The 16,599-nt window shown below is 62.3% G+C and carries 18 protein-coding genes; 12 read left to right on the forward strand and 6 right to left on the reverse strand.

Going from position 1 to position 16,599, the window contains the following annotated elements; genetic code table 11:
- Positions 1-9 precede the first annotated feature (9 nt).
- On the reverse strand, positions 10-1,269 hold the full coding sequence (locus tag NKH50_RS22215; RefSeq protein WP_352881013.1) for a multidrug efflux MFS transporter: 1,260 nt from the start codon (positions 1,267-1,269) through the stop codon (positions 10-12).
- Between the two features lie 181 nt (positions 1,270-1,450).
- Here NKH50_RS22215 and NKH50_RS22220 point away from each other — a divergent pair, with 181 nt between their 5' ends.
- Entirely contained in the window at positions 1,451-2,113 is a 663-nt protein-coding gene (locus NKH50_RS22220; RefSeq protein WP_352881015.1) for a GntR family transcriptional regulator, read from the forward strand.
- 97 nt (positions 2,114-2,210) lie between these two features.
- Positions 2,211-2,468 (forward strand): DUF982 domain-containing protein, encoded by a 258-nt coding sequence (locus tag NKH50_RS22225; RefSeq protein ID WP_023674477.1) that lies wholly within the window; start codon positions 2,211-2,213, stop codon positions 2,466-2,468.
- 51 nt (positions 2,469-2,519) lie between these two features.
- Here the strand turns inward: NKH50_RS22225 and NKH50_RS22230 are convergent, their stop codons facing one another.
- Positions 2,520-2,678, reverse strand: a complete 159-nt coding sequence (locus tag NKH50_RS22230; RefSeq protein ID WP_254817539.1) for a hypothetical protein — start codon at positions 2,676-2,678, stop codon at positions 2,520-2,522.
- A gap of 120 nt (positions 2,679-2,798) precedes the next feature.
- Entirely contained in the window at positions 2,799-3,842 is a 1,044-nt protein-coding gene (locus NKH50_RS22235) for an aldo/keto reductase (RefSeq protein ID WP_352881017.1), read from the reverse strand.
- 281 nt (positions 3,843-4,123) lie between these two features.
- Between NKH50_RS22235 and NKH50_RS22240 the strand changes: the two genes are divergently transcribed.
- A complete protein-coding gene (locus NKH50_RS22240; RefSeq protein WP_352703161.1) occupies positions 4,124-4,597 on the forward strand; it encodes a polyphosphate kinase 2 family protein in 474 nt (157 codons plus the stop codon).
- A gap of 45 nt (positions 4,598-4,642) precedes the next feature.
- Here NKH50_RS22240 and NKH50_RS22245 read toward each other — a convergent pair whose 3' ends face one another.
- The 3 genes from NKH50_RS22245 to NKH50_RS22255 form a co-directional block, all read right to left on the reverse strand.
- Positions 4,643-5,290 (reverse strand): dihydrofolate reductase family protein, encoded by a 648-nt coding sequence (locus NKH50_RS22245; protein ID WP_352477155.1) that lies wholly within the window; start codon positions 5,288-5,290, stop codon positions 4,643-4,645.
- A gap of 511 nt (positions 5,291-5,801) precedes the next feature.
- Positions 5,802-6,836, reverse strand: a complete 1,035-nt coding sequence (gene hemB / locus NKH50_RS22250) for a porphobilinogen synthase (RefSeq protein WP_352881020.1) — start codon at positions 6,834-6,836, stop codon at positions 5,802-5,804.
- Positions 6,837-6,922: 86 nt separating this feature from the next.
- Positions 6,923-7,747: a DUF8605 domain-containing protein gene (locus NKH50_RS22255; RefSeq protein ID WP_352738285.1), complete on the reverse strand. Its 825-nt coding sequence runs from the start codon at positions 7,745-7,747 to the stop codon at positions 6,923-6,925.
- Positions 7,748-7,891: 144 nt separating this feature from the next.
- On the opposite strand from NKH50_RS22255, the gene NKH50_RS22260 reads away from it, so the two are divergent.
- The 9 genes from NKH50_RS22260 to NKH50_RS22300 all read left to right on the forward strand — a co-directional run bounded on the left by NKH50_RS22260 (position 7,892) and on the right by NKH50_RS22300 (position 16,522).
- Positions 7,892-8,935, forward strand: a complete 1,044-nt coding sequence (locus NKH50_RS22260) for an enoyl-CoA hydratase/isomerase family protein (RefSeq protein WP_352506513.1) — start codon at positions 7,892-7,894, stop codon at positions 8,933-8,935.
- Entirely contained in the window at positions 8,932-9,354 is a 423-nt protein-coding gene (locus NKH50_RS22265; RefSeq protein WP_352881023.1) for a DUF6163 family protein, read from the forward strand. Before NKH50_RS22260 ends, NKH50_RS22265 begins: the two co-directional genes overlap by 4 nt.
- 203 nt (positions 9,355-9,557) lie before the next feature.
- Positions 9,558-10,073: a transcriptional regulator LdtR gene (gene ldtR, locus NKH50_RS22270; protein WP_023674486.1), complete on the forward strand. Its 516-nt coding sequence runs from the start codon at positions 9,558-9,560 to the stop codon at positions 10,071-10,073.
- Between the two features lie 352 nt (positions 10,074-10,425).
- Positions 10,426-11,679 carry a L,D-transpeptidase family protein gene (locus NKH50_RS22275; protein ID WP_352689388.1) on the forward strand — a complete coding sequence of 418 codons (1,254 nt, stop codon included), beginning with the start codon at positions 10,426-10,428 and terminating at the stop codon, positions 11,677-11,679.
- 438 nt (positions 11,680-12,117) lie between these two features.
- On the forward strand, positions 12,118-13,431 hold the full coding sequence (glyA, locus tag NKH50_RS22280; RefSeq protein WP_352881025.1) for a serine hydroxymethyltransferase: 1,314 nt from the start codon (positions 12,118-12,120) through the stop codon (positions 13,429-13,431).
- A gap of 68 nt (positions 13,432-13,499) precedes the next feature.
- Entirely contained in the window at positions 13,500-14,078 is a 579-nt protein-coding gene (locus tag NKH50_RS22285) for a hypothetical protein (RefSeq protein WP_352881027.1), read from the forward strand.
- Positions 14,079-14,231: 153 nt separating this feature from the next.
- Positions 14,232-14,741, forward strand: coding sequence for a transcriptional regulator NrdR (gene nrdR, locus NKH50_RS22290; RefSeq protein WP_023674492.1), 510 nt, complete (start codon positions 14,232-14,234; stop codon positions 14,739-14,741).
- Between the two features lie 2 nt (positions 14,742-14,743).
- Complete coding sequence (ribD, locus tag NKH50_RS22295) at positions 14,744-15,874, forward strand: bifunctional diaminohydroxyphosphoribosylaminopyrimidine deaminase/5-amino-6-(5-phosphoribosylamino)uracil reductase RibD (protein ID WP_352881029.1); 1,131 nt, start codon at positions 14,744-14,746, stop codon at positions 15,872-15,874.
- Positions 15,875-15,904: 30 nt separating this feature from the next.
- Positions 15,905-16,522, forward strand: coding sequence for a riboflavin synthase (locus tag NKH50_RS22300; RefSeq protein WP_352820786.1), 618 nt, complete (start codon positions 15,905-15,907; stop codon positions 16,520-16,522).
- The last annotated feature ends 77 nt before the right edge of the window (positions 16,523-16,599 follow it).

Consider the following 16,599-nt stretch of genomic DNA (forward strand, 5'->3'; position numbering starts at 1 on the left):
CGAACCGTGTCAGGATTTGCCGGCTTCCGCCAGCATGGCGCGTTCGCGGCGTGACTGGACCAGCCAGTTATAGGCCGCTCCGCCCGCCATCAGCACGGATGTGCCGAGAAACACCGAGCGCATACCGAAATGGCCGCCGACGAAGCCGCCGAGCAACGGTCCGGCGACCTGGCCGACATATTGCGCCGAGATCGACAAGCCCAGCATACCGCCGCCGACGCCGTCTGGCACATTGTGGCGGATGACGCTGGTGATGCAGGGCACGAGACCGCCAAGCGCCAGGCCCATCAGGAAACGCAGCCCGACGAGTTGCCAGCCCTGCGTAACGAAGGCCTGCGGGATCAGGAGCAGCGCCGAGACGGCGAGTGCGGCAACGATTACGTTCCAGTGGCCGATACGGTCGGCGAGCTTGCCGAGCCGCGACGCCGACAGGATGGCGCCGAGCGCTGCCGCGGACATGACGATGCCGGAGATCAGCGTGACCTGGCTCTGATCTTCGATGAGCTGTTGGACATAGACGGTGATGATCGGCTCGATCGACATGGTGGCAAAACTCAACAGCATGCCGGTCGCCAGCATGGCGACGACGGGGCGCTTGTCGGGAATCTGCGACCAGCCGCCTCTCGCGTTTTCTTGTGAGGCCGCCTTGACGGCAACCGGGCGAGGGGCCTCCCTGATCAGCAAGGTGGTTGCCAGAAACGCCAGGAAAATGACGCCGCCGGCGAGCAGGAAGGTGGCGCGGATTCCAATCAGCGGCGGCAGCGCGCCGCCGAGCAGCGGACCGACCAGGGCACCGGCGGTTATGCCGGCCGACAGCACGCCCAGCGCCCAGCCGGAGCGATCCTTCGGCGTCTGCATGGCAACCAGGATGGTCGAGCCCGAAGAATAGCCGCCGGCAAAGCCGATCAGCAGGCGCAGGAGCACCAATTGCCAGACGGTCTGCACCATGCCGGTCAGCGACATGCACAGCGCCATGCCGAAACTGGCACGCACCAGCATCAGTTTGCGGCCGTAGCGGTCGCCTAGCCGCCCCCACAGCGGTGCGACCAGCGCGGCAGCAAGGAAGGTTGCGCCGTAGGCAATGCCCGACCACTGGACGATCGCCGCGTGACCCTCGGCGCCCAACTGCTCGACGTAAAGCGGCAGGAAGGGCAACAGCAGCGTCATCGCTACAAGCGTGCTGAACGAGCCGGCAAAACACACGGCGAGATTGCGACGCCAGTGGACGTTGTGCGTGCCTTGCGTGGCGAGGGTGGCGTCTTGCGGCATGTCCTGTCCTCTCCGGCCGGCTTGGATGAAAACTTGTTGTGGATCCCATTTTGGTATACCGGATTGGTATCCGTCATGGACGCAAGGCTGGTCGCTGTCAATGCGGCCGCTGCAAAGTGATCGGCAACAAATGGCCGGTGAACAGAGAGCCAATGAACCGGCTCCAACAAACGGAACGCCAATGTCGCAGATGCAAAACGTCGAAAGGCAGCTTCGCGAGATGATCCTCGGGCTCGAGATCGGTCCGGGCGAGCGGCTGACGGAGCGCTGGGTCGAAAGCCGTTTCGGCGCCTCGCGTACGCCGGTCAGGGCGGCATTGCTGCGGCTCGAGACCGAAGGCCTGATCTGCCGCGACGGCCGCGGCTGGACGGTCTCGCCTATCAATCTTGCTGAGCTCGAGCAGATTGCCGTCTATCGCGAGGCGGTCGAGGTCGCGGCACTCAGAATAACTTGCATCTTGCAGGACAGGAGTGCCGTCGAAATCGTCGAGGCGATGCTCGATTCTTGCGACGACAAGACGCCGCGCGAGGAATGGCATCGCGTCGGCATGGATTTTCATATCGAGCTGGCGCGACTGTCCGGCAACGAGTTCCTGTTCAGAGCGGTTCGCGACGCGATGACACGCCTGTCGCGCGCCCGCTGGCTCGAGGTTCGCGACGAGGCAGCACTTGGCCGTGCCTGGGCCGAACACCATGCCATTCTGTCGGCGGTACGGGCCGGCGATGCCGATAGCGCTGCCCGCCTGCTTTCAACCCATATCATCGGCAGCCGCGACCGGCTGGTGACCTCGCTGCGCAACGACCGGCGCGGCCTGCGCGCCCGGGGATTTGCCGTCGTCGCTTGAGTGAGGATCCGCGGCCATTGATGACGAAAAAGGGCAGATGAGCGAAGAATGCTACTTTCGGTCTCGCTTCGCAAATGCCGATGGCGTAAGAGCGGCGATGGAAAACAACCGATTTGACACACCCGTGACCGTCAAGGGCGCGGCAGGAAGCAATCAGCTCTTGCGTACGGCCCGCGAGGCTTCCGACTACCTCCTCAACAATTGGCCCGGCAAGCGCAGCCCCAAGCACCGCGAAGCGCTGCAGGCCTGTCATGATGCGCTGGCCGGCGACAAGCCGGCCATGAACGCAAGACGGGCCTTCATTGCCGCCGCTCGTGAAGTGAACGTCTTCGTCAGCGACAAGGCGCCCGCCTGAGGCATAGCGGGATTTGACCGAGGCCCGGACCGCCTGACAGGCCGGGCGTCATCACTCGGCCGTTTCGGTTTTGGTTTGGGACTCGCTCTCGCCCTCGGGCTTCGATCGCTCCTTGGCTGCGACCTTGGCAGCCTGCTTTTCCGCCTTCTTGGCAGCCTTCTGCCGGTCGCGTTCCTTGCGTTCCTGACCGTAGTTCGGTGCTCGTGCCATATCGGTTCCTTTCATTGTGCTTGGCCTTTGCCTAGGAGCATTGGGCCGCAAACACAACACCGCAAGGCACGATCGGCTCCATATCTCGGCGCAGTCCGGGAACCTGGCTTCAGGCTGTTTTCAGGCGCCGTCGCGGTCGAGGACGAGATCGGCCGGACCGAACCGGTCCTTTGCCGTGAATTGCTGGTGCCAGTAAGGATAGAGCACGGGCGGCCTGCTGACCGCGTCGAGGCGTGTGCGCTCCTCATCGCCAAGCACAAGGCTTGCAGCGGCGATATTGTCTTTGAAATGCGCTTCGGTTCGTCCGCCGATCACCAGCGAACTGACAGCGGGCCGGCCGAGCAGCCAGGCAAGCGCAACCTGCGCCGCCGACACACCGCGGTTGTTGCCAATGTCGATCAGCGCGTCGACGATCCGCCACAGCCGGTCCTCGTCGCGGATCGGCGGTTCCGACCATCCGCTGAGCTGGCGGGCGGTCGGCTGGTCACGGTGGTATTTGCCGGACAGCAACCCGCCGGCAAGCGGGCTCCAGACCAGCACGCCGAGCCCTTGGTCGACCGAGATCGGCAACAATTCATACTCGGCCTCGCGCGCTTCCAAGGTGTAATGGATCTGCTGGGTGACGAAGCGCGGCTGGTGATGACGGTCACTAATCCCCAGCCCCTTCATCACTTGCCAGCCGGAATAATTGGAGCAGCCGACATAACGGACCTTACCCTGTGCGACCAGAGTGTCGAGCGCGGCGATGGTTTCCTCAAGCGGTGTCAGGCCATCCCACTCGTGCAGGAAATAGATGTCGATGACATCGGTCCTGAGGCGCTTCAGGCTCCTCTCGCATTCGCGGATCAGATGGTAGCGCGACAAGCCCTCATCGTTGGGGCCTTTGCCGATCCGCATGCGCGCCTTGGAGGCGATCAGCACGTCGCCCTTGCGCTTGCCTCCGAGCGCCTCGCCGATGATCTCTTCCGACACGCCGTTCGAATAGACGTTGGCGGTGTCGATGACATTGACGCCGGCATCGATGCAAAGGTCGATCATCCGGCGCGCCTCGTCGAGGTCGGTCTTGCCGACCGCCGAAAACGCGCCGCCGCCACCGAACGTCATGGTGCCCATGGTCAGCGTCGAAACCTTCAGCCCGGAACGGCCGAGAGTGCGGTATTCCATGTCGTATCCTCACGATTTATCGGGAAAGGGCGTTGCAAACGACAGCCCTCAATGAACCGGGCATTTGTAGGATAATTCGTTCCGCTTGTCGCCAGTTCCGCAGGGCAAGCTCGATCACATCTTTCCGATTGAACGCACAGCCAGCGCAGCAGGTGGCTGCAATAAAAACCGTCATTGCCGGCCTATACTAACATCGGTTCAGCGCTTCGATTTCCGGCCGCCGGGCCGGGCGGCGGAGCGCCTGACAGCGGCCGGCAAGGACTGTAAGCGGAGCAGCGCAAATGACCGAGATAAAACAGAATTCTCCGGCCAGGGACTGGCTGGAAGCGGAACTCGCCGACACGCTCGACGAAGATTATGAGCTGGAAATCTCGGAGCCGGCGCTGTCGATGGAGATCGCCAAGATCTACAAGAATGCGCATTCGCCATCGATCGACCGCCTGCAGTATTTTCGCGATCTCATCACGCTGCAATCCGAATTGATCAAGCTGCAGTCCTGGGTCGCCTATCACAAGAAGAAGCTCGTCGTGGTCTTCGAGGGCCGCGACTCGGCGGGCAAGGGTGGCGCCCCGTGGTTCATCGTCGAGGGCAACGACAAGAAACGGGCACGGCTGAACTGCATCGACCAACTCCTCAAGCAGATGCCTTATGAGGAGGCGCCGCACGAAGAGATCACACTGCCGGAGCGCGTCTTCAATCCCGAATACAAGCGCCAGGTACTGCCGCGCGAACTGTATGTGCCGGAGAAGTACTGACTAAAGCGGCGAGGAGGGCGCTGCTCTGTGGCGCCCTGCGACAAGCTAGGTACGCTCGATGATGACGTGCGTGGCTTTCGGCGTCGCGACCTGCTCGCTGCAGCGATAGCCGAGCTTGGGCATGTCGATGCCGGCAAAAAGGTTCTCGCCGGCGCCCAGCAGGACCGGTGAGATCGCCAGATGCAATTCGTCGATGAGCTTTTCCTGGAGATATTGCCGGATCGTTGCGACGCCGCCGCCGAGCCTTATGTCCTTGCCGTCAGCCGCTGCTTTCGCCTTTTGCAGCGCTGAGTGGATGCCATCGGTCACGAAATAGAAGGTCGTGCCGCCCTCCATGACAATCGGATCACGCGGATGATGCGTGAGCACGAAGACCGGCACATGGTAGGGCGGGTTGTCACCCCACCAGCCTTTCCAGCTGTCATCCGGCCATTCGCCGCGGATTGGCCCAAACATGTTGCGGCCGAGGATCCATGCGCCGACGTTTTCGAAGCTGCGTGCGGCGAACGCCTCGTCAGTGTCCGTGGTCCCGCCATCCTTGCCGAGGACCATCTTGCGGAAAGTGCGGGTGCCAAACATCCATCCGTGCAGGGCTTCCCCGCCAACACCCAGCGGGTTCTTCAGGTCTTGGTCGGGACCGGCGCCGAAGCCGTCGATCGACAGGGTGAAAGCGCTGACGCGAAGTTTGGACATGAGAGCCTCCTCGATAACCAATTGTGACATGCAAGCAGTTATCGGGTTAGCTTAACTGATTGCATTTTGCAAGCGGTGTTTTTGGATCGCCGGCTAGCGATGAACGGCTGGGCCACAACCGCCAATCTCCCAACGCTGGCGATTGGCCATAACCAACCATCCCGTCGTCATCCTGGGGCGAAGCAAGGAGCGAAGCGACGCGGCGCAGACCCTAGGATCCATGCCGTGACATCGGCCGAAGAACACAGCGGCCCAGAACGACGAACCACGCGAACGGAGATCAAGAAGACCAATCCGGAATGGTTCGAACTTTTTCGGAGAACCGGATGGTTGCGTTCGGTTTTCGATCCGCCGGAGCACTGCCGCCAGGTCACGGCATGGATCCTGGGGTCTCCGCGACGGAGCTTCGCTCCTGCTCGCCCCGGGATGACGAGGGGGAGGGAGGATTCGGCCAATCCCGAAGGTTTACGACAGGCCCCATCCCATGCACCAAAGTCCCAAAACGATGCGATCACCTCCCCTTCAGCATCGCCGCTACTTCGGGCGCAAAGTAGGTGAGAATCCCGTCGCAGCCGGCGCGCTTGAACGCGAGCAGCGATTCCAGCATCGCCTTGTCGCCGTCGATCCAGCCATTGGCGGCGGCGGCCTTGATCATCGAATATTCGCCCGAGACCTGATAGGCGAAGGTCGGCATCTGCAACTCGTCCTTCAGCCGGCGGATGATGTCGAGATAGGGCAGGCCGGGCTTGACCATCAGCATGTCGGCGCCTTCGGCTAGATCCTGCTCGGCCTCGCGCACCGCTTCGTCGGAATTGGCGTGGTCGATGTAATAGGTCTTCTTGTCGCCCTTGAGCAGGCCGGCGGTGCCGACCGCCTCACGATAGGGGCCGTAAAAGGCGGATGCGAACTTGGTCGCATAGGACATGATCGCTACATCCTGAAATCCATTGGCGTCGAGCGCATCGCGGATGGCACCGATCCGGCCGTCCATCATGTCCGAGGGGGCAATGATGTCGGCCCCCGCCGCCGCCTGAATGACGGCCGCCGCCGACACCTGCTCCACCGTTTCATCATTGACGATAATGCCCTCGCGCAAGATGCCGTCATGGCCATGCGAGGTGAACGGATCCAGCGCCGCGTCGGTGATGATGCCGATCTCCGGCACCGCCCGCTTGATGGCGCGGGTGGCGCGGTTGATGATGTTTTCGGGATCGAGGATGTGCGAACCGGTCTGATCGCGCAGGCCGAGCTCCACATTGGGGAAAGTGGCGATCGCCGGAATGCCAAGCTTGGCCGCGCGCTCAGCCTCCTTGACGGCGAGGTCGAGCGACAGGCGGAACACGCCGGGCATGGCGGCGATCGGTTCGCGCACTTGTCTGCCGTCGACGACGAAGATCGGCCAGATCAGATCGTCGACCGAGAGCCGGTTCTCCTGGACAAGGCGGCGCGACCAATCGGCCTTGCGCATGCGCCGCAGCCGCCGGCTGCCGGTGATCTCGTCGACGCTGCGCGCGCCGGCAGGCTTTGCAGGTGTGAATTTGTTCATCGCCAAAACTCCGGACGGGCGGCTTTTACCACGAGCCTTCGCTGCTGACCAATGCGACACGATTGTGCCAGCGGTCCTGTTGGGCGTTATTCTGGTTGACCATTGCCCGACAGGATCTGCGCAGCACCCCGCATGGCGACGCGGAATGCCTCGTCGAAGCTGACACCGCGCACTTGCCACTTATAAGCCTTGCCGTTCATGGCAAGCCGCCAATCGGCGATCCAGCCCAACTCTTTGTCGCTCCAGATCAGGCTGCCGGCGAGCGCCTGATCGGCACCGGCCTTTCGGGCAAGCTGGTCCAGCGTCGCCATATCGGCATGGCGCAGGGCCCGGTCGTCAAGCTTCGAGGCCGACAGCATCGACGCTTCGGGAAACAAAATCCGCATGACCAGCGGACCGGTGGCATTGACGAAGGATTCGCGCATCGCCGCCCCGCGCTGGTCGTCGGCAGTCAGCGCGAAATGCCTTGTGCCTTGCTCCGCCGCCAGAAAAATCGCCAGGCGTGGCCGCTCGGCAAGCCATGGCTTGCTGCCAAGCGCGGCAAGCACCGGATCGATGACGTCGGGCCTGTATAGGCAGGTGAGATCATGCGGCCGGTCGTGCGTGCCTTGTTCGTCATGGACCGGAATGCCTTCAAGGCGGTCGTGGTAGCGGAATTCGGCAACGAAGCTGCCGGCCTTGTCGCGCAGCGCCGCCACCTCAGGTTTTTTCGCCAGCCGCTGATCACCGGAGACACGGACCAGCACCGCATCCAAACATGTCTTGAAACCGATCTGGCGATTGACCTCGCCCTGGCCGGTGACGATGGTCTGCGACTGGTAGAGACTATCCACGGTTTCGGCCGATACGGGAGGAGTGTTCGCAGCGATTAGGCCGACCACCACAACAGCAAGGCGTGGCAACCAAGGCATGGCCCAACCTTCCAGTTCAAAGCGCCAGCATTAGCACCGGCTGCGGCCACGGGCCAGCAGGCGGGATTGGCGCTGCCATTGACGTGGCTATGCGCCACGCATTAGCACTTCACTCCCGGCGGGCGCGGGAGGGATTCTCTGGCGATGGATTTTGGCGGAGGCGACGAGATTCGCTTCGAAAGGTTGGGCAGGGCCGGCGTCGTCACGCTGACGCGGCCGCAGGCGCTCAATGCCGTAACCCACCGCATGGTCAAGGCGCTGGACAAGGCGCTGCGCAGCTGGGAACGCGACGATGGTGTCGACGTCGTCGTCGTCAAGGCCGAGGGCAGGGCATTTTCGGCGGGCGGCGACATCCTCCACATCTACGAAGCCGGCCGGGCTGGAAAACCGCCGGTCGAGTTCTTCGCCGACGAGTACCGGCTGAACGCCCGCATCGCCCGTTTCAAGAAACCCTATGTCGCCCTGATCGACGGCATCGTCATGGGCGGCGGCGTCGGCATCTCCTTCCATGGCTCGCAGCGGGTGCTGACCGAGAACGCGCAATTTGCCATGCCAGAGGTCGGCATCGGCTTTTTCCCGGATGTCGGCGCCAGCCATCTGTTGCCGGATCTCGGCGGCAGCTTCGGCATGTATCTGGCGCTGACCGGCAACCGCATCCGCTATGGCGATGCTTTGTGGTCGGGCCTCGCCACCCATACGATCAAGGCGGAGGACCAGCCCGGCTTTCTCGACCGGCTGGCGGCAAGCGGCGACCCGGAATCGGTGCTGCGCGGCTGCTTCGTCCCGGCCAAACGCGAGACAGACAGGCCGACGCTGGAAGCCATCGCTCGGCATTTCGCGCAGCCGTCACTGGCCGATATGGTCGCCAGCCTGGAGCGGGCAGCCATCGCCGACGAGTTCGCGGCAAAGACGCTGGCCACCATCCGCACACGTTCACCGACCAGCCTGCATGTCGCGTGGCGCCAGATCAGCGCCGGGCAGACGTTGTCGATGGACGAGTGCATGAAAATGGAGTTCCGTATCCTCAACCGTATGCTTGTCGGGCACGACTTCTATGAAGGTATCCGCGCCGCCATCATCGATAAAGGCTCGACGCCGCAATGGCGGCCGGCAGGCATCGATGACGTCAGCGCCGCCGACGTCGATGCCTATTTCGCATCGCTCGGCGAACGGGAACTGAAGCTGTGAGCGAGGCCACCTCGAGACGCGTGGTGCTGCAGCCCTCGACGATCGAGGTCATCTTCGCCTGGTTCCAGCGCGTTATCGCCGGCTATTGTCTGCTGTTCGGCATCTTGTCCTGGATCCGGCTGATCGGCGTTTACCCCGGCCAGTTGTGGCGCTTCGATCTGATGCCGGTGCACTGGCAGGTGGCGGCGGTGGTGCTGGCGGTGTTTTTTCCATTCGCTGCCGCCGGCCTGTGGATGCTGGCGTCCTGGGGGCCGGTGATCTGGTTCATCTGCGCGGTGACCGAGTGCGTCATGTATGCTGGCTTCCCCGACTTGTTCGGCCGCCGGCCGCTGATCGTCGCCTCGCACCTTGCGGTGGCGCTGCTCTACATAGTGTTCCGCGTGGTGATCTGGATCCAGAAGCGGCAAGCCCGGCGATAGCAATTCCGGCCAGGATCGTTGGCTAAATCTTTAGGTTAATCATCCTTGCTCGGGTGACCGTCCGTTAAGCCTCTTTCGAAACCCCTTACCGGTAAGCTCTTGTTAGCCTTGGCGTTTAAGTCGAATTTTATGAGTATTCGATAGTGTCGCGATCAAGGTGAAGAACAAAAAAATCACCGGGCGACAAACGAGAGGCAAAGACAATGATCAATTCGCGTCCGGCGGCGAAGACCGCCAACGTATCCGATGACCGCCGCGAGGCGATCCGTTCGCTGTACATGGAATCGCTGCAGCTGGTCGAGCGGCTGCATCGCCGTCTGCTTGATGTGATCAAGGACGAATTCGACCGCAACGGTCGCTCCGACATCAACGCCATCCAGGCGCTGCTGCTGTTCAACATCGGCAATTCGGAGCTGACCGCTGGCGAACTGCGCTCGCGCGGCTATTATCTCGGCTCGAATGTCTCCTACAATCTAAAGAAGCTGGTCGATCTCGGCTTCATCAACCACCAGCGCTCGCGCATCGACCGCCGTTCGGTCCGTGTCTCGCTGACGCCGAAGGGCAACGAGGTGGCGGAAGTCGTCGCCGGCCTTTACGAACGCCATGTCGGCTCGATCGAGCAGGTCGGCGGCATCAACACGGAAGAGTTCAAGCAGATGAACCGCGCCCTGCAGCGGCTGGATCGGTTCTGGAACGATACCATCGCCTATCGGATGTAATCGCACCCGCCGCAGCAAGATCTGAAGTTGGACCACGGAAGTGCTGCCGCGGAGCAGACCAAAGACCGGTGCCGAAAAGCACCGGTCTTGCCGTTTCGTCAGGCCGGCCGATCCAAATTCGAGCAACAGCCACGTTGCCGCCATATTCGAATGGAACCGAAGATGCGGGTGATGCTGGGCCAAAGCCGTGCATTTGTCCTGTGCTCAAGTCACTTCCATGTGTTTTTACACCCATGTGTTTTTACACCGAAGTGATGCGGGCCATGGTTGGCTAATTGTTAAGAAGCCAACTCTAGAGTGCGGGCGAGACCGCCCGGTGGGTTGAATTGTAGCAAGAATGTCTGGACCATCCATGAGAACCAGCCGCCGTTTCTTCCTTTCAGGAGCCTCCGCGCTCGCAGCCGCAATGGTCGCCGGCCGCGCCAGTGCACAGGATGTGATCGGGGATATCCTGAAATCCTCGGCGCGTGGCAATTGGGACGACCAATTCGATGCGCGTGCCAGCGAAGGCGGCAAGGTTGCCTCAACGCTGCCGATCTTCAGCCTGCAGACGGTGTCCTTCACCGAGCAGGCGATCATGCAGTATCAGAATATCGTCGCGCAAGGCGGCTGGGAGCAGGTTCCAGACACCAAGAAGCTGCAGCTTGGCGTCGAGGATCCCGATGTGGTGCCGCTGCGCAGGCGCTTGATGATATCGGGCGATCTGGCGCAGAGCGCCGGGCTCTCGGAAGCGTTCGATTCTTACGTCGACTCGGCGCTCAAGCGCTTCCAGTTGCGTCACGGCTTGCCGGCCGACGGGACCACCGGCAAATATACTTTCGCGGCAATGAACGTGTCGGCGCCGGTTCGGCTTGGTCAGCTGCAGACCAATCTGCAACGGCTGCGTGAGCGGGCCGGCACGCTTGGCAACCGCTATGTGCTGGTCGACATCCCGGCGGCGCAGATCGAGGCTGTCGAGAACGACCGCGTTGTGCTGCGCCACACCGCGATCGTCGGCAAGATCGATCGCCAGACGCCGATCGTCAATTCCAAGATCAACGAAATCATCGTCAATCCGTACTGGAACGCGCCGGTCTCGATCGTGCGCAAGGACATCATTCCGCTGATGCGGAAGGACCCCAACTATCTCAAGGATAGCCATATCCGCCTGTTCGCGCCGGACGGCAGCGAGGTCGACCCAATGACGGTCGACTGGTCGACCGACGATGCCGAAAAATATCGCTTCCGCCAGGATCCCGGTTCCGGCAACGCGATGGCCTCGGTCAAGATCAATTTCCCCAGCCCGGACGGCGTCTACATGCACGACACGCCGCAGCAGAGCCTTTTCGGCAAGCTGATGCGCTTCGATTCCTCTGGCTGCGTGCGCGTTCAGAACGTGCGCGACCTCGTCACCTGGATTCTGCGCGACACACCGGGCTGGGATCGCCAGCATTTCGAGGCGGCGATCAAGACCGGGGAGAACACGCCGGTGCAGGTCACCAATCCGGTGCCGGTCTATTTTCTCTACGTCTCGGCCTGGTCAACAGGGCCGGGCGTGGTCCAGTTCCGTGACGACATTTACGGCCTCGACGGAGCCAACGAGCTGCAGATCACATCCGCGCTCTAAGCAGCTGAGTTCATTTGCAAAAGGCCGCCGGAAGGCGGCCTTTTTCGTTGCCGGATCTTTCGCTATAAGCTTTGCTGGGCCGATCGCCGGATGGGGCTGCGCTTCCTGTGGATCTGGGTCGGCGACATCGCGACGCGCGTCTCGGCGCGATACACAAGCGCAAGGCCTAGCCGTTCGGGCTGCGCGTCCGGATCGCCGGCTCTGTTGCCGGCGTGCGCGGCGCCATCACGCCGGCCAGATCAACGACCATACGATGCAGGCGCTGTTCACCGAGATCACGCTCACCGAAGCCTGCCGGCCCTTCAGCAGGGCAAGGAAATAGAGGCCTCCAGTCTCTCTGGCGCAATCCGGCCAGCAAATTTCGCGCTCCAAACGTGGCGGGCCGAAGGCAACTGTGTTAATGGCGCGACAGACCACGAACCTTGAGGATTTCAGCCCATGGCAACAGCAGCGGCAGTGTCGAACAAATTCGAATCCTTCTTCGAAACCACGCTTGCCGATGCCGATCCCGAGATTTTCGGCGCGATCCGAAACGAACTCGGCCGCCAGCGCCATGAGATCGAGCTGATTGCCTCGGAAAACATCGTCTCGCGCGCCGTGCTCGAGGCGCAGGGGTCGATCATGACCAACAAATATGCCGAGGGCTATCCAGGCAAGCGCTACTATGGCGGCTGCCAGTTTGTCGATGTCGCCGAGGAACTGGCCATCGAACGCGCGAAAAAGCTGTTCGGCTGCAACTTCGCCAACGTCCAGCCGAATTCCGGCAGCCAGATGAACCAGGCGGTGTTCCTGGCGTTGCTGCAGCCCGGCGACACCTTCATGGGCCTCGACCTCAATTCCGGCGGGCACCTGACACATGGCTCGCCGGTCAATATGAGCGGCAAATGGTTCAAGGTCGTCTCCTATGGCGTGCGCCGGGACGATCATCTGCTCGACATGGACGCGATCGAGAAGACCGCCCATGAGACCAAGCCGAAATTGATTCTGGCCGGCGGCACAGCCTATTCACGTGTCTGGGACTGGAAGCGTTTTCGCGAGATCGCCGATTCGATCGGCGCCTATCTGATGGTCGATATGGCTCATATCGCCGGACTGGTCGCCGGTGGCATGCATCCGTCGCCGCTGCCGCATGCCCATGTGGTCACCACCACGACGCACAAGTCGCTGCGCGGCCCGCGCGGCGGCATGATCCTGTGCAATGACGAGGACATTGCCAAGAAGATGAATTCGGCCGTCTTCCCCGGCCTGCAGGGCGGACCGCTGATGCATGTCATCGCCGCCAAGGCGGTGGCCCTGGGCGAGGCGCTGAAGCCGAGCTTCAAGGTCTATGCGGAGAGCGTCGTTGCCAATGCCAAGGCACTGGCCTCCAGCCTGCAGGAAACCGGTCTCGACATCGTCTCCGGCGGCACTGACAACCATCTGATGTTGGTCGACCTGCGCCCCAAGAACGCCACCGGCAAGCGCGCCGAGGCTGCCCTTGGCCGCGCCAACATCACCTGCAACAAGAACGGCATCCCCTTCGACCCGGAAAAGCCTTTCGTCACCTCGGGCGTTCGGCTCGGCACGCCGGCCGGCACCACGCGCGGCTTCGGCCAGGCTGAGTTCCGCGAGATTGGCAAGCTGATCGCCGAGGTGCTGGATGGACTGAAAGTCGCCAATTCCGACGATGGCAATGCGGCCGTCGAGGCAGTTGTGAAGACCAAGGTGGCGGCATTGACGGATCGTTTTCCGCTTTACCCGTACCTTGGTTGACCACGCCGAGTGTCCTCCATGTGTGCGACAATCCCGGTGCGACAGCAAGGCACTTGCGAAGAAGCTCAATGATGCAAACTTTCCGTTTCGCCGGCTTTGGCGCCTTGCTGGCATCGGCCATTTTGCAGCTGTCGGGCCTCGCCTTGGCGCAGACCGAGCCGACGCCGGCAGCGCCCAAGACAGAGACCTTCGGCAGGTGGTCCACCACGATGGACGAGGTCAACACCGGTGAGGATGTGCGCAAGACCTGCGCCGCCTCGACCGTCTTTTTCGACGCTAACGGGACCAGCGGCACCCTTACGCTGGCCATCTCGAATGGCGACGTACTGCCACCGGGAGGCTATCCGAGCCTCATCATCGCCGTGAGAAACAGTGACTTGCCCAAAGGTGACAACGTCCCGGCGGTGTTTCGCGACGTTAACGACAAGATCAAGGCTGGTTTTCATCTTATCGCCGACGGACAGTGGATGATGGACAACAAACCCGAGACCACGCTTGCCATACTGCGTGCCATGCGCCGTACGAGCGCCCTTGATGTCAGCTTCGCCGACAAGCCGGTCGCGACCATATCGATGGACGGCTTCACCAAGGCCTATCGCTATCTCGGCACGTCCTGCGGCTTCCCGACCGGCGACGTCGCTCCCTGATTGGCGTATTGCCGTTCAACTGATTGCCACTCTCGCAATTTTCCTCGTGCCTCGCTATCTCTGAGGCGCGATCGGTCATCGGCCATACTTTGCCATCGTGGCAAAAACCTCTAAGCCTTTCGCTCCACGAGAATCGCGAACCGAAGGCCCTCCATGCGCTGTCCCTACTGTCAGTCCGAAGATACGCAGGTGAAGGATTCGCGCCCTGCCGAAGACGGAGCGGCGATCCGCAGGCGGCGCGTCTGCCCGGATTGCGGCGGCCGCTTCACCACTTTCGAGCGCGTCCAATTGCGCGATCTCGTCGTCGTGAAGAAGTCTGGACGCAAGGTGCCGTTCGACCGCGACAAGTTGCTGCGCTCTGTCGAGATCGCGGTACGCAAGCGCAATGTCGACCCGGAACGTATCGACCGGGCCGTGACCGGCATCGTGCGCCAGCTCGAAAGCTCGGGCGAAACCGAAGTGGCTTCTGGCGAAGTCGGCCGGCTGGTCATGGAGGCGCTTAAGTCGCTCGATGATGTCGCCTATGTGCGCTTTGCCTCCGTCTACCGCAATTTCCGCGAGGCCAAGGATTTCCACGACGTATTGGGCGAACTCAAAGGCGACGAGCTCAAAACCGACGAGCCAAGGGGCGAAGAGCTGAAGAGCGAAGAGGACGCCAGCTGAGCATGGCAGGGTCCGAACGCAGCACGGCTGAGCAAGAGCTCCTCGATCGCCGCTATATGGCGGCAGCCCTCAGGCTGTCGCGCAAGAATGCCGGCCGGACCTCGACCAATCCTTCCGTCGGCACGCTGATCGTACGGGATGACGGCAACGGGCCGATGATCGTCGGCAGCGGCGTCACCGCCGTCGGCGGCCGGCCGCATGCCGAGACCGAGGCTTTGGCAGAGGCCGGCGAACTGGCGCGCGGCGCCACCGCCTATGTAACGCTGGAGCCCTGCGCCCATCACGGCCGCACGCCGCCTTGCGCCAATGCGCTGGTCAGTGCCGGCGTGGCGCGTGTGGTCGGCGCTGCCAGCGATCCGGACCCGCGTGTTTCCGGCAAGGGCTATGCAATCTTGCGTGCCGCTGGGGTCGAAGTGGTGGAAAAAGTGCTGGCGGCCGATGCCGCGGAGCAGATGGCCGGCTATTTGATTCGATCTCTGAAAAAACGCCCGGAAGTGATCCTGAAGTTTGCGCTTTCAAGCGACAACAAGATCGGCGTGAGAGGCGAGGGACAGGTCTCCATCACCGGCGATATCGCCCGGCGCGAAGTCTATCTGACGCGCGCCGAAGCCGATGGCATATTGATCGGCATCGGCACGGCACTGGAGGACGATCCGGCGCTGACGGTTAGGCTTCCGGGACTGGAGAGCCGTTCGCCGGCGCGCATCGTGCTCGACCGTCAGATCAGGCTAGCCGAGACTTCGAAACTGGTCGCCGGCGTCGACCGTGTGCCGCTCTATATCGCTGCCTGCGCCGAGGCCGATCCGCATCGGCGCGCCGCGCTCGAACGCGTCGGCGTTCGCTTCATCGGCACTGAGACGTATGAAGGCGATATTGCGCTGCCGGAACTGCTCGAGGATCTGGCGGCGCTCGGCATGGCCAGCCTCTTGGTCGAGGGCGGCGCCAGGGTGGCCAAGGCGTTCCTCGATGAAAAACTGGTTGATCGTATCGTGCTGTTCCAGGGGCCGGACGCGATCGGCGAGGGCGGCATTGTACCGCCAATCGATGCCAACAATATCCCGCCGGGATTTCGCAAATTGCGCAGCATGCGTTTCGGCGAAGACACATATGCGGAATGGATAAGAGACATCTAGGACCGAACTGATGTTCATGGGGCCAAACTAATGTTCACTGGAATCGTCACCGATGTCGGCACCGTCGCTGCCGTGAAGCCGCTCAGGGAAGGCGTCGGTTTGCGTATCGACACCGCCTACGATCCGCAGACCATTGCCATCGGCGCTTCGATTTCCTGTGGCGGCGTCTGTCTGACGGTAACGGGACTGCCGGAAGACGGCGCCAACGCACGGTGGTTCGAGGTCGAGGCCTGGGAAGAAGCACTCAGACTTACGACAGCTATGGCCTGGAAATCCGGCACGAGGATCAATCTGGAGCGGGCGCTGAAGATCGGCGACGAACTCGGTGGCCACATTGTATCAGGCCATGTCGATGGCATGGCCGAGATCGTGGCCCGCAAGGAGGAGGGTGACGCCGTGCGCTTTACCCTGGAAGCACCGCGCGAGCTTGCCAAATTCATCGCCCCCAAGGGTTCCGTCGCACTCGACGGCACTTCGCTCACCGTCAACAAGGTCGAAGGCACCCGCTTCGACGTGCTGTTGATCCACCATTCGCTGACCGTCACCACCTGGGGCGAACGCCAGGTCGGCGACTGGGTCAATCTCGAGATCGACACCATGGCCCGCTACGCCGCGCGGCTGATGGAGGCGGCGAAGGAGGGGCTTTGAGGCGGTCGTCCATAAAGCCCATTCCCTGATGCACCGCCACCGGGTTGGCCTTGAAAGTTCCTTCGGCAATCTTCCGC

It is taken from the genome of Mesorhizobium sp. M1027 (assembly GCF_040318745.1).
Lineage (GTDB): Bacteria > Pseudomonadota > Alphaproteobacteria > Rhizobiales > Rhizobiaceae > Mesorhizobium.